This is a genomic window from Allgaiera indica (assembly GCF_900106675.1).
Taxonomy (GTDB): Bacteria; Pseudomonadota; Alphaproteobacteria; order Rhodobacterales; family Rhodobacteraceae; genus Acidimangrovimonas; species Acidimangrovimonas indica.
Genome location: NZ_FNOB01000027.1, coordinates 1 through 12,603, shown reverse-complemented (window position 1 = coordinate 12,603; position 12,603 = coordinate 1). Strand labels below are relative to the sequence as shown.

The following is a 12,603-nucleotide window of genomic DNA, read 5'->3' as shown; positions in this document are numbered from 1 at the left end:
ATGGGCATCACCCGAGATCGCGGCCGGTATTACTTCGTCCTGCGCGTGCCCAAGAGATTTGAGGGCGTCGTCGTCGGCAAAGATGGGAAACCCGTCAGTCAGGTCCGAAAGGCGCTGTTCACGGATAGCCGCAATGAGGCGCTTGCGAAGGCGAAGCAGGTCGAGGCCGCGACCATGGCTCAATGGGAGGCGCTGGTCGCCGGCGACGAAATCTCGGCCCATCGCCACTACATGAACGCCCGCAAGATCGCCGAGACCCGCGGCTTCACCTATAGGCCGATGGATGAGATCGCCACCGGCGATCTGCACGACCTCGTCCGCCGCATCCTGGCAACACAGAAAGGCGCGACGCTGGTCCCATCCGAGATTGCCTCGGCGATCATGGGGACAGTCCCCGAATCCTCCCCGACCCTGACCGAGATATTCGAGGAATATCGCGGCCTGACCTCCGTTGACCGCCGCGAGAAATCGGAGGCGCAGGCGAAGCGCTGGGAATCCCTGCGTTGCTTCGCCGTCGACACCTTCAATCGCGTCCTGATCGAGGCCGGGCGCTGCGAGAAGGACCCGCCGCTGTCTTCCATCACCCGCGCGGACGTGCTGGCCTATCGCTCGTGGTGGGCGGCGCGGGTCGAGGCGGGCGAGGTCACACCGGGCGCAGCGAACAAGCATATCGGCATCCTCTCGACGATCGTCGGCGAGTGGGCGAAGCTGACCGGGGTCAGGATCGAGAACCCCTTCCGCAACCTGCGCCTGACGCGGGGCAAGGAAAACCGCAAGCCCGCCTTCAGCCCCGAGTGGATAAAGACCCACCTCCTCGCCCCCGGCGCCCTGGACGCCCTGAACGACGAGGCCCGCGACGTCTTCCTTATGATGATAAACACCGGCCTGCGGCCCTCGGAAATCACCGACGCCCCGCGCTCGGACTTCGAGGTCGACGCGCCAATTCCCTTCTTCCGCGTCGCACCGAACGGACGCGAGTTGAAGGTTGCGCACACCGCCCGGGACGTCCCGCTTCTCGGCGTATCGCTGGCCGCCGCGAAGCGGATCGCCGCGCGCGGCGGAATTGCCCGCTACGCCCACAAGTCGAACAGTTGGTCGGCGGCGGTCACGAAACATCTGCGCGTCCATGAGTTACAGGAAACGCCGCAGCACACCCCTTATTCGCTGCGCCACTCGGTCGAGGATGCGCTGCAACGCTCGGGCGCCGACGATCGCATCAGGGCGGACATTCTGGGCCACAAATACGCCCGCCCGCGCTACGGCGACGGCGGCGCGCTGGTGGGCCGCCGCGAGGCGCTGGAAAAGATCGCCTATCCCGCGCCCGCCGCGGCGCCCGCGCCGAGCGAATGACCCCGGCCGCCGCCCTCCTCTACCTCCTCGCCCTCGCCGCCGATCCTGCGCCCCAGGTCGTCGACGGCGACACGATCAAGACCGCACCGCAAGGCCGGATGCGGCTCGCCTCGATCGACGCCCCCGAGTCCAGAGGGCGGGCGCATTGCCTGTCAGAAGCGCTTCTTGCCGCCCGCGCGAAGGCGCGCCTGGCGCAACTCCTGCCCGGCGCCCGAATTGAGTTCACGGGGCGCCGCGATGGCTGGAATCGCCCCCTGATCCATCTTCGGCTTGCGGACGGTCACACTGCGGGCGAGGTCCTGGTTTCGGAAGGTCTCGCGCGCGCCTGGGATGGCGCCCGCCGCGATTGGTGCCACTAGAACTGGATCTGATGGACGACCCTGGTCGCCCGACCGGCACGCGCCGCAATCTGGCGCGCCCGGTCCCGGGCACTTTCCGCGTCGGCGAGTTTCTGCAACTCGGCCTCGATCCGCAGGAAGGCCGGGAGATAGTCGTCGCCGTAGGAGTCCACAAGCGCTGCGGCTACCGCAAGCGCGCAGCGAAGTTGACCCCGATCAACAGACACGGAACACGGCCCGGATGCGATAGAGGGACAGCTTCTTGCGGAAAGTGTCGGTCGCCACCCCGGCGAGTTCGGCCGCCTTCGTCTTGTTCCCGTCCGCCTTGGTCAGGACATGGCCGAGATAGGCCGCTTCGACTTCCTTGATAACGTCGGACAGAGGGCGCCCCTCAAGGCAAACCTGAACTGTTGCGGCGGCTTCGCCTCCGCATTCCTCGAACTTACTAAGCAACGCGCCATCCTCATCATGTAGCGCCCTTCACACTGTCGTAACCCACGAATCCGACACTACCAGAAGGCGATAATCCCGCAACATACAAAAAATCCAACCAACCGGAAAATGTAGTTTCTGTTGACGATTTTTTTCCGGTTTTGGGGCGTCATTCTGCCGCAACCTAGATATTAGGCAACATTTTGACCGTTTTTCCCGCGAAACCGGGACGGTTTCAATCTCCAATCCCGCAACATTTTCCCCAACAACGGTGGGGCGAATGTTGACCGGGAGTCGGGATGATGCGGGATCGAGAGAACCAACCACACGCCTCTGCCATTGCCCTGCATGAGGGCGATTGCCTCTCGGTCCTGGCGAACCTCGCGCCGGATCACGCCGACGCGATCGTCACCGACCCGCCCTATCACCTGACCTCGATCGTCAAGCGCTTCGGCGCCGACACGTCCACCGAGGCAGGGCCGGGGACTGACGGCCTTTTCCGCCGGGCCTCGCGCGGGTTCATGGGCAAGGAATGGGACGGCGGCGACATTGCCTTTCGCCCCGAGACCTGGGCCGCCCTCCTGCGCGTCACCAAACCCGGCGGCTACCTGGTCGCCTTCAATCATTCCCGCACCTATCACCGGATGGCCGCCGCAATCGAGGCGGCGGGCTGGGAGGTGCGCGACTCGATCCTCGACCTCTACGACACGGGGCCGCAATGGGCGGGTTTCCTCGATAGCCTCTCGCCCGACCAATCCAAGGCCCTGCACCGAGCGCTTGCCGCGTCGTCCTCGCCGCTGCTGGCGTGGCTCTACGGTTCGGGCTTTCCGAAATCCCACGACGTCGCCGCCGGTATCGACAAACTGCGCGACGATCACGCCGAGATCGTCGAGGTGACCGGCTGGGTCGCCGGCGCCCGCGACGCCGCCGGGCTGACAAACGCCGCGATCGACGCAGCCTTCGGCACGAACGGAATGGCCGGACACTGGACCACCCGCGGCGCGCAGGCGGCGGTCCCGAAACCCGAGCAATGGGCGCGGCTGGCCGAGGTGCTGGGCACGCACCCGCCCGCCGAGATCGCCGACCTCGTCGCCCGGCTGAACGCCCGCAAGGGCACCCCCGGCGAGGCTTGGGATCGTCGCGAGGTCGTGGGCTCCGAGACCTATTCCCGCACCGACGCTGGGGCATGGGCCGACCACGTCGACTCGGGCATGTTCAAAGGCGGCGAACGGACGCGCGAGATCACCCGCGCCACCCGCGAGGCCGCCGCCTGGGAAGGATGGGGGACCGCCCTAAAGCCCGCCTTCGAGCCAATCATCCTCGCCCGCAAACCCCTGCGCGAAGCCTCGATCGCCCGCCAGTCCCTCGCCACCGGCACGGGCGGCTTGAATATCGACGCCGCCCGCATCCCTCCCGCCGACCGCTGGCCCGCGAATGTCACGCATGACGGCTCGGCCGAGGTCCGCGCGCGCTTCCCGGTCGATAGCGACGGGTCGCTGGGCCGCTTCTTCTACTGCGCCAAGGCCGACGCCGCCGACCGCGCCGGATCGAAGCACCCGACGGTAAAGCCGCAAGCGCTGATGCGCTGGCTTATCCGCCTGGTCTCAGCCCGCGGTGGGCTGATCCTCGATCCGTTCGGCGGATCGGGGGCGACCGCCTGGGCCGCCGCGACCGAGGGGCGCCGCTGCGCCTTGATCGAGCGTGATCCCGACTATGCCGCGCATATCCGCGCCCGCCTTCCCGAGTTCGATCCGGCCCACCTCGCCGAGGCCGCGGCCGCCCGCGACGCCCTGACGCCCGAGGAGGCGCCCGCTCAATTCTCGCTCTTTGGAGGAAGTGACCAATGATCCCCGCCGCGATCCCCCCGGCCGACCACACCCGCACCCCGCCCCCTCGGCCGCGCTTGCTTTTGACCGCCGCCGCGATCCTGTTCGCCAATGGCGGGGCTCGTACCCGCCCACTTGAAACCGCGCTTCGGGTCGAGGCCGAACTTGACGCCGCCCGCCGCGCGGGCCGCCCGGTGATCCGCTGGGCCGATCATGTTCAGGCCCTCGCCGACCTCCTCGCCTCGATCGCCGCCGACAAGCGCGCGCAATGGGAGGCCGGGCAATGACGCCCCGCACCGCAACGCCCGCCACCTGGCGCGGCCACCCGACGAAACTTACGGACCTTCTGCGCGATCCGCCGGCGCTGCACTACGCGCCGCCCATTTCATCCGCCGCCGCCCAGCGCACCGCCCTGCGCGCCGCCCGCGACCTCGCGGTCCTCTTCCACCTTCACGGGATCGACCTTGCAGGCGCCCGCGCCAACCAACCGGCCGCCCGCGCCCGGCTGCGCGTCGTCCTTTCCATCATCAACGGAGGCTGACCCATGCCCGCCCTGACGCCCGATTTCATTTCTCCCTACCTGCGCCACACCCTGCACGGCGAAACGATCCGGGGGGTCGCCCGCGACATGGGGGTCGATCCCTCGACGATTTCGCGCCGGGTGCGCCGGGTCGAGGACATGATTGACTGCCCGATCTGGGCCTACATCCTCGAAGCGATCGCGGCCGACGCCGCCCAGACCCGCGACCCCGGCACCCGCTACAGCCTCGCCGACCTGCTGCGCCACCTGGGCACCTCGGCCGAGGAGGTCGACGCCGCCGCCCGCAAAATGGCTTCTACCCCCCGCCGCAGCCGCAAACGGGCCTTGATCCTGATCGGCGCCGACATGGAACGCGCCGCGATCATGGCCGGCGACGTGGTCATGGGAAGCCTCGGCCGGCCCGCCGTCCTGGGGATGCTTCTTTCCGGCAAGGCCGAGATCCATTCGAAAATCGGCCGCGTCGCCTGCCTTCGCTACGTCGAGACCGAGGCCCACGCCCCCATCCCCGACCCCGAGGAGAACCCCGCGCCCCGGGTTCGCTACTCCGCGCCGCTTCCCCTTGTCGCGACCGTCGAGACCGCGGCGCGCCGCTCGGCGTCTCCCATCAACGCCGGGCACCTTCGGATTGCGCGCGCGATGGCCGAGGCGGCGGAAATCGACCCCGAAAGCTTCCGCGGCACCCTCAATAGCCTTGGGCTCGGCCCCGATCTGACCGCGATCTTGAGAACCCTCACACTCGACGGGCTCGGGTTTCAGGAGGCAGAGAAGGCGCTCGAATGGCCCGCCCGCTCGGCCAAGCTGGTCTGCGCAATCGCCCTCGACCTCGCCGCCGCCCGCGGCTTCGCGGCCTGAACCGATGGCGGCGGGCGATCCCCTTGCGCGCTGCATGGTCTGCGGCGCCCCTCACGCGGCCTTCGGGCTGCGCTGGCCCGGCCTGCCGTCTTCCATGCCGGTGAAGGTCCGCACCGTGGGGCGCTTTCGCCATTGCGGCGCGCCGGATTGCCTCGCGCAGGCGATCGCGCGGATCGCGACCTTCGCCTGCCAGCCCTTCCCCTGGTCCGCGACCTGCTACCCGCCCGAGGTCCGCGACAGGGTCGCCGAAATCATCGGCGAACCGCCTGCCCCCTCGCCGCCGCCTCACACCACCCCCACCCCCGCACAAGGAACCCTGATATGATCCCGAACGCGCCCCCCGCCCCCTTCGCCGAGGCCCCTCTGGGCTGGACCGAGTCCGCGGTCTGGATCGGAACAGGCTTTTTCGATTTCCACGCCCCGGACCCGGCGCTGATCGACCTTGAGGCGATCGCGCGCAGCCTCGCCGCCCAGCCGCGCTGGCATGGCCTGCCGGTTCGGGACTACTCGGTCGCCGAGCATTCGGTCGCGGTCTGGCAGATGGTTCGTGCCGATCTGGACGATCGCCACGACTGCTCGCCGGTCCGGGGCCTGATGTTGCAGGCCGCGGCCCTCCTGCACGACGCCCCCGAATACATTCTTTGCGACCTGCCGGCGCCGCTCAAATCCCTTTGCCCGGGATATTGCGGCCTGCACGACATTCTAGCCCGGGCGATCGAGGACCGCTTCGGCCTGCCGCGCGGGATCACTTCGCACCCGATCATCAAGGCGGCCGATGGCTACGCCGCCGCCTCCGAAAAGGCGGCCCTCCTGTCCGACGCGCCCGGCTGGCCGGGAATGCGGGACGCGCGCCCCGATGGCTTCGGCCGCCAAGACAACCCCAACACCGCCTTCCTCAAGGTGGCCTATTCGCTGGGGCTGGCCTGACCGATGGCGCTTTCGGACGACGTCAAAGAGCGCGTTTCCCTGGTCGAGGTCGCGGGCCGTGTCCTCGATTGGGACATGCGCAAATCCATGGCCCGGCGCGGGGACTGGTGGGCGCCCTGTCCCTTCCATGCCGAGAAGACGTCGTCCTTTCACGTCACCGAAAAGGCCGGGGCCTCGGGTCAATTCTACTGCTTCGGATGCAATGCGAAGGGGTCGGTTATCGACTTCGTCATGCAGCATGACGGGGTCGGCTTTGCCGAGGCGGTCCGCCGCCTGGCCGACGGCGCTCAGATCGACCGCGTCCTCGACCCCGCCGCACAGGCCGCGACCCGCGCCGCCCGCGCCAAAAAGCAGGCGGCGGCCGAGGCCGAGGCAGAAGAAGCCGCCCGCAAGGCCCACGCCCGCGCCCGCCGCCTCTGGGCCGAGGCCTCCCCTGACGCCCCCCGCCTGGCCGAATACCTGACCGGCCGGGGCGTGAGGCTGGACGCGATCGGGGGCGTCCCGCCAACCCTGCGCCTTCACCCGCGCCTTACGGCCTATGGCGATCAGGGCCGCCCGGTCTGGATCGGCCCCGCGATGGTTGCCGCGATCGGTCGCGGGAAGTTGGTCGGAATCCACCGGACCTGGATCGACGGCCCCGCCCGCGCCCGCACCCCGGACGGCGCGAAGGTCCCGAAGCAGATGCTCGGCCTCACGGGCGGGATTTTCGGCCAGCCGGTCCGCCTTACCCCGGCGGCGCCTGGCGCGCCGCTGGTCGTGGGGGAGGGAATCGAGACCACGCTCGCCGGTCTCACCGCTCACCGCCTGCGCTGGCCAGCCCGCCCCGTCGCGGCCGAGGCCGCCCTGACGCTGGGCGCCCTTTGCGGCCCCGAGGACCCGGCCGCCCCCTCGCCGGGCACCTCGGCCCGCTCGGGCAAGGCCCTGCCAACCCCGCGCCCCGACCTCGCCGCCGACCGCCCCGGTTGGCTTCCCCCTGCGCGGGCGTCCCGGGTGATCGTCCTCGCCGACCCCTCGACCAAATGCCCCGAGGCCGCCCGCCTGAATGCCGAGCGCGCGCTCGCCAAGATCACCGCCGCCGCCCGCGCCTGGGGCGGGACCGCCTCGATCGCGGTCCCGCGCGGGCGCTGGGATCACGACGACGACTTCGCCGACCTCGCGCGGATGGGGGAATACTGATGAACTTCAAGGACCTTCCCCTGCCGCCCTTCCCGACCGGCGCGACGCTGTGCAGCGGGATCGGCGCCCCCGAAGCCGCATGTCCCGATATCGACTGGCGCTTTGCCTCGGAAATCGAAGGCTTCCCGCGCGAGGTCCTGAAAGCGCGCTTCGGCTATGCCGAACCCGCCGATCACAATCAGGGCGACCCGCTTCTCTGGGGCGATATGTCAGAGATCACCGCCGAGACCTGGACCGGCAACGGCCTGCCGCTGCCCGACATTCTGGTCGCCGGGACGCCCTGTCAGGCTTTCAGCCTGGTGGGTGCGCGGAAGGGGCTGGACGACCCCCGCGGCAACCTGACCCTTAAGTTCGTCCTGATCTGCCACGCGATACAGGATGCGAAACATGATGGACGACTTGCCGCTGTTTGGGAAAATGTCCCCGGCGTTCTCACCGACAAGACCAACGCCTTCGGCGCCCTCCTTTCGGGAGTTGTCGGCGGCGACGATCCCTTTCCGGCGCCAGATGACGCGGGATGGCCTCGCGCTGGTCTGGTTGCCGGGCCACGGGGGCGGGCGGCATGGCGCGTTCTCGACGCTCAATATTTCGGCGTGGCCCAACGACGCGAGCGTGTGTTTCTTGTCGCAAGTCTTGGAGACGGCCCCGATCCCGCGTCGATACTTTTTGAGCGCCAAGGCTTGCACGGGAATCCTGCGCCGCGCCGAGACGCGGGGAAAGCGGATCGCGGGGCTTCTGCGCGAGGCGCTGGAAACCGCCGCGGCCGGATAGAGGCAAACTCTGGCGATATCTCCTTTTGCCTCGCATCTAACATGCTGGGGTCCGGCGATTACGAGGGCGAGACGCTGATCGTTGAGGGGTTGGCGGTCCGCCGCCTCACCCCGCACGAATGCCACCGCCTGCAAGGCTTCGCCGACGACCATTGCGCCATCGAGCGCAGGGGCAAGCCCGCCGCTGACGGCCCGCAATACAAAGCCCTCGGCAATTCGATGGCGGTCCCGGTCATGCGCTGGATATTGCGCCGCCTTCTCGGCCTGCCGGTCGAGCTGCGCCCTCATACCGAAAGGGATTGATCCCGAATGGGTATCTCCGACGACATGCTGGCCCCGCGCCTACCTCTCGCGCTGACCATGCCCGAGCGGCTGCAACTGGAATTGAACGACGCCGACAACGCGGCGCGCCTCCTTGCCGTTCACGGCGACGCCCTGGTCTTCGTCGACGGCAAGGGCTGGGCGGTCTGGGACGGCAAGCGCTATTCCTTCCGCTCGGGCGGCCTCGCCGCGATAGAGATCGGCCACAAGCTGCGCGAAATCGTCCTCGACGAGTCCGAGGCTGCGATCAGGATGGCGAACTTCGACCCCGAGGACGTGCTGACCTTCATGGAAGAGGCCGAGCGCAAGCGCCCGCCGATGTATTTCCGCGACACCGAAGACGCGATCGCCTTTCTTCGCAAAGGCGTCGCCGCCGGCCTGCGCAAGCACGCCACCAAATGCGGCAACCTCGACAAGATCAAGAAGGCCCTCGAATCCGCCGAACACCGCAGGCGGGCTGAGGTAGAGGACCTGGACAACGACCCCTTCGCCTTCGTCACGCCCAACGGGCAAATCGACCTGCGCAAGGTCGCGGCCTGGACCCCTCCCGAGGCCGCCGAACCCGAGGAGATCGCCAGATCCAAGGCCGGATGGCTGACCCCGACCGACCGCGCCCTCCTGCCCACGAAATGCGGCGGGGTGCCGTTCGATCCCTCGGCCGACTGCCCAAAGTGGCGCGACTTCCTCGCCCTGATCCTGCCCGACGCCGATATCCGCGCCTGTGTGCAGCGCATCCTCGGCGCCTCCCTGTTCGGAGAGAACCGGGCGCAGATTTGCGTCCTTCTGCGCGGCCCCGGCGGCAACGGCAAATCCACCCTGTTGAACGGTTTGCAGCACGTCCTCGGCACCGCCGACGGCTACGCCGCGCCCTGCAAGATCGAAATGTTTCTTGAGACCGGCAACGCCTCATCCGGCGGCCCTACCCCCGAGGAGATCAACCTTCCCGGTGCGCGGGCCTACATCGCCACTGAACCCGGCGCGCGTGACATTCTGAGCGCGAAGAAGATCAAGGGGCTCACCGGCGGCGACAAGCGCATGTCGCGGGGCCTGAATAAGGATTTCTTCTTCTGGACCCCGCGCGGCATCCCCATCATTTCCTGCAACCGGACGCCCAAGATCAAGGACGAGGACGAGGGCACCCGCCGCCGCCTCGTCTTCATCCCCTTCGACGTCAACCTGCGCGCCCTGCCGGCCGAGCAACAGCGCGCGCAGGGCGAGGTCGAGGCCGAATTGCGCCGCGAGGGGGCCGGCATCCTGAATTGGCTTCTCGACGGCTTCGCCGAGTTCATGCGACGGGGCGTCGACATGCCCGAGGCGATGGCGACCCTCAAGGCGAACCTTATGCAGGCGGCCGACCCGGTCGGCGTCTTCCTCGACGACATGACGACCCGCGACCCCGGCGACCGGGTCAACGTGACCGAGTTTTACAACGTCCTTGAGCGCTGGTGCGAAACCGAGGGCCACACCCTTTATCAGATGGCGACCGTTCGCTCGATCATGATCGAGAAGGGCTTCGAGACGACCAAATATCAGGGCCGATCCTGCTGGCGCGGCCTCGCCTGGTCGCCAGACGCCGAGGCTTTGGTCCGCGAGGTCGTCGGCGATCACGCATGGACCCGCGCCCCCGCGACGCCGCCCGAGCCCGAAGATCCCCCGTTCTGACCATGACCGCTTCGCCCCGCGCCCCTCAAGGCCGCCCCTGGCCGCTTCCCCCTCTCGCCCCGCGCCCCGCCGGGGAGGGAGGGGGAGGTCTCCCCCTCGTTCCCCTTTCCGGGGCGCGGGGAGGGGAGGAAAGGGGAATGCGGCGCGGCCAAGCGGCCGCAAGCCGGTTTCCTGCCGCCCCTGGACGCCCCCCGAAGGGGGCCGGGTCGGAGAAGGTGCCGCCTTTCGGCGGCGAGGATGCACCCCGAGGCGCGGCGCAAGCCGCAAGAAAAGCCCTCATGCCTCCCCTGGCCTCCCCTTCTTCCCCTGACTTTCCCTTTCCATTCCCCCTTAAAAATAAGGTGAAGGGGAAGAAGGGGAGGAAGGGGAAGCAACAACGCACATGAGAAGACCGATTGACCAAGAATAAGGGCGGCAATGCCTGAAACGGCCTCCCCTTCCTCCCCAACCTCCCCTGAAAGGACGCCCTGACATGGCCCGCCGCAAAAGAAAGCCCGCCGATCTGCCCCCGTTCCCCTGGGAAACCGAGGGCCGCGCCTTCCCGCGCAAGACTGCCCGCCTCGCACGCCCCGCCCTGGTCGCCGCCTCGATCGAGGAGGTCGACGGGATCGTCGACACCCCGCGCGGGACCGAGGTCCAGACCCGCAAGGTCCCGGTCTGGCGGCGCCGCGCCTCGGACCTGTTCCTCGACCTGCCCGAAGACTGTCAGGCCGCGCTCGCCCACTATGCCCATTGCGTCGAGTTCTGCGGCGCCTCCTCGGGCGGCGTCGATCCAACCTCGACGGGCGGCCGCACGGGCGCCCCGACCGGCCCCATCCTCGCCCGCCTCGACGCCGCCCGCACGGTCTCCGACGTCGCGCAGACCCTCGACCGCCTTTCGGCCTCGGTCTGCCCCAGCGGCCCCCGCCTGCCGTATCGCCGCCTCGTCGACCTGGTGGCGATCGACGGCGCGACCCGGACCGAAATCGCCCGCCGCCTCGACCCGACCGCGGCGCGTCCGTCGCGCCGCGCCATGACCGCGGCCGAGACCGCCACCGGCGCCGCCGCACATATCGTTGCGGTCTTCCTCGGCTACCGTGCGCCCTCGGGTTAGCTTCCCATATCCCGCAACACCTGCGCGTGTCGTGGTATATGATTTTCCATAGTCGAGGAGTTGTGGCCGGCCGACCCCGCGTCCCGCCCCTCGCAGACCCCGCCCGGCTTGAGCGCCCCACCCCACGCGCTCGCCGGGCGGTCCCGTTTCAGGGGATGCCCATGCCGATCCGCCACAACATCGCCGACCTTGAGCGCGGCCTTTCGGACATGGCGCGGCGACAAATCCCCTTCGCCGTCTCGGTCGCGATCAACCGCACCCTCGGTGATGTGAAGAAGAACGCCGAGAAACGCCTGCGCCGCGCCTTCGGCAATCCTACACCCTTCACCCTGCGAGCCTTCCGCATGAAACGGTCGAGCAAGCGACGCCTTTCGGGGGCGGTCTACGCCCAGAAGACACAGGCCGAATACCTGCGCTTCGCCGAGGAGGGCGGGAACAGGAAACCCCGGGGCCGCGCAATCGTGGTCCCGGTCCGCCAGCGGGTGAACAAATACGGCAACCTGCCGCGCAGGACTGCCTCAAGGCTGATGGCGCGCCCCGACGTCTTCTCGGGACACCCCAATGGGCACCCCGGCGCCGGTGGGATCTACCAACGCACCAAGACCGGGCTTCGCCTGCTGATCGCCTATGCCTCGGGCGCCCGCTATCGCAAGCGCCTGCGCTTCGGCGAGACGGCGAACAAGACCGCCGCCGCCCGCCTTCCGATCCATATCGAGCGCGCCCTCGCCGAGGCGATGCGCTCGGCCCGCTGACCCGCTTTTGGGTCCTTCCATAGCACTATCGCACACGGGTAATTCGCGCCGCGTTTTGTGGGGGTTTTCGCCTGGCCCGCCGACTTCGGGTTTGGGTTTCTGTTGTTGTCATTCGCCTAGGGTCAGGACCCATTGATTTCCGGTTGGCCGCGTGATTCACAGTTCGAAAAACGAGCGGTGAACATGTCTGATCTCTTCTGGCTGACGGATGCGCAGATGGCGCGTCTTGAGCCCTTCTTCCCCAAGTCACACGGCAAACCCCGCGTTGATGATCGGCGCGTGTTGAGTGGAATTATTTTTATCAATCGCAATGGTTTACGGTGGCGCGATGCCCCTGCTGCCTATGGGCCGCACAAGACGCTGTACAACCGTTGGAAACGGTGGAGTGACAAGGGCATCTTCGCCCGGATGATGGCCGGTCTGGCCGCCGAGCATGGCGAAAAGAAGACTGTGATGATCGACGCCACTTACCTGAAGGCACACCGAACAGCGACCAGCATGGGCGTGAAAAAGGGGGGCGTGGACGCCTGATTGGCCGGACAAAGGGCGGCATGAACACCAAG

General features: G+C 68.3%; 15 protein-coding genes and 1 pseudogene. 14 read left to right on the top strand and 2 right to left on the bottom strand.

The genetic code is table 11. From position 1 onward, the window contains the following. Window positions 1-1,350 carry a DUF6538 domain-containing protein gene (locus tag BLV97_RS17730; RefSeq protein ID WP_051645915.1) on the top strand — a complete coding sequence of 450 codons (1,350 nt, stop codon included), beginning with the start codon at window positions 1-3 and terminating at the stop codon, window positions 1,348-1,350. After that, window positions 1,347-1,709 carry a thermonuclease family protein gene (locus BLV97_RS17725; protein ID WP_035839912.1) on the top strand — a complete coding sequence of 121 codons (363 nt, stop codon included), beginning with the start codon at window positions 1,347-1,349 and terminating at the stop codon, window positions 1,707-1,709. The genes BLV97_RS17730 and BLV97_RS17725 overlap by 4 nt, the downstream gene beginning before the upstream one ends. Here BLV97_RS17725 and BLV97_RS21275 read toward each other — a convergent pair. Together BLV97_RS21275 and BLV97_RS17715 are read right to left on the bottom strand one after the other, a co-directional pair. Further along, a complete protein-coding gene (locus tag BLV97_RS21275; protein ID WP_160169157.1) occupies window positions 1,706-1,861 on the bottom strand; it encodes a hypothetical protein in 156 nt (51 codons plus the stop codon). The two genes, BLV97_RS17725 and BLV97_RS21275, sit on opposite strands and share 4 nt — an antisense overlap. Window positions 1,862-1,904: 43 nt before the next feature. Further along, on the bottom strand, window positions 1,905-2,141 hold the full coding sequence (locus BLV97_RS17715) for a helix-turn-helix domain-containing protein (protein ID WP_035839907.1): 237 nt from the start codon (window positions 2,139-2,141) through the stop codon (window positions 1,905-1,907). 278 nt (window positions 2,142-2,419) lie between these two features. Between BLV97_RS17715 and BLV97_RS17710 the strand changes: the two genes are divergently transcribed. The 12 genes and pseudogenes from BLV97_RS17710 to BLV97_RS17655 all read left to right on the top strand — a co-directional run. Next, complete coding sequence (locus tag BLV97_RS17710; protein ID WP_051645914.1) at window positions 2,420-3,967, top strand: DNA methyltransferase; 1,548 nt, start codon at window positions 2,420-2,422, stop codon at window positions 3,965-3,967. Continuing rightward, on the top strand, window positions 3,964-4,233 hold the full coding sequence (locus tag BLV97_RS17705; protein WP_035839905.1) for a hypothetical protein: 270 nt from the start codon (window positions 3,964-3,966) through the stop codon (window positions 4,231-4,233). The genes BLV97_RS17710 and BLV97_RS17705 overlap by 4 nt, the downstream gene beginning before the upstream one ends. Beyond that, window positions 4,230-4,487 carry a hypothetical protein gene (locus BLV97_RS17700; RefSeq protein WP_035839903.1) on the top strand — a complete coding sequence of 86 codons (258 nt, stop codon included), beginning with the start codon at window positions 4,230-4,232 and terminating at the stop codon, window positions 4,485-4,487. Before BLV97_RS17705 ends, BLV97_RS17700 begins: the two co-directional genes overlap by 4 nt. Before the next feature lie 3 nt (window positions 4,488-4,490). After that, a complete protein-coding gene (locus tag BLV97_RS17695; RefSeq protein ID WP_035839900.1) occupies window positions 4,491-5,339 on the top strand; it encodes a DUF6456 domain-containing protein in 849 nt (282 codons plus the stop codon). A gap of 4 nt (window positions 5,340-5,343) precedes the next feature. Continuing rightward, window positions 5,344-5,664 carry a hypothetical protein gene (locus tag BLV97_RS17690; protein ID WP_035839897.1) on the top strand — a complete coding sequence of 107 codons (321 nt, stop codon included), beginning with the start codon at window positions 5,344-5,346 and terminating at the stop codon, window positions 5,662-5,664. Further along, window positions 5,661-6,266, top strand: a complete 606-nt coding sequence (locus BLV97_RS17685; protein ID WP_051645913.1) for an HD domain-containing protein — start codon at window positions 5,661-5,663, stop codon at window positions 6,264-6,266. The genes BLV97_RS17690 and BLV97_RS17685 overlap by 4 nt, the downstream gene beginning before the upstream one ends. Before the next feature lie 3 nt (window positions 6,267-6,269). Next, the gene (locus BLV97_RS17680; RefSeq protein ID WP_035839894.1) at window positions 6,270-7,442 is read left to right on the top strand and encodes a CHC2 zinc finger domain-containing protein; all 1,173 of its coding nucleotides are present in this window, start codon (window positions 6,270-6,272) and stop codon (window positions 7,440-7,442) included. 206 nt (window positions 7,443-7,648) lie between these two features. After that, window positions 7,649-8,515, top strand: coding sequence for a DNA cytosine methyltransferase (locus BLV97_RS17675; protein ID WP_342028537.1), 867 nt, complete (start codon window positions 7,649-7,651; stop codon window positions 8,513-8,515). Between the two features lie 6 nt (window positions 8,516-8,521). After that, window positions 8,522-10,195, top strand: a complete 1,674-nt coding sequence (locus tag BLV97_RS17670) for a DNA primase family protein (RefSeq protein WP_035839891.1) — start codon at window positions 8,522-8,524, stop codon at window positions 10,193-10,195. Window positions 10,196-10,667: 472 nt separating this feature from the next. After that, entirely contained in the window at window positions 10,668-11,288 is a 621-nt protein-coding gene (locus BLV97_RS17665) for a hypothetical protein (protein ID WP_035839888.1), read from the top strand. Between the two features lie 161 nt (window positions 11,289-11,449). Further along, window positions 11,450-12,040 carry a hypothetical protein gene (locus BLV97_RS17660; protein WP_035839885.1) on the top strand — a complete coding sequence of 197 codons (591 nt, stop codon included), beginning with the start codon at window positions 11,450-11,452 and terminating at the stop codon, window positions 12,038-12,040. Between the two features lie 183 nt (window positions 12,041-12,223). Then, a pseudogene (locus tag BLV97_RS17655) lies at window positions 12,224-12,603 on the top strand (IS5 family transposase); the annotation flags it as partial.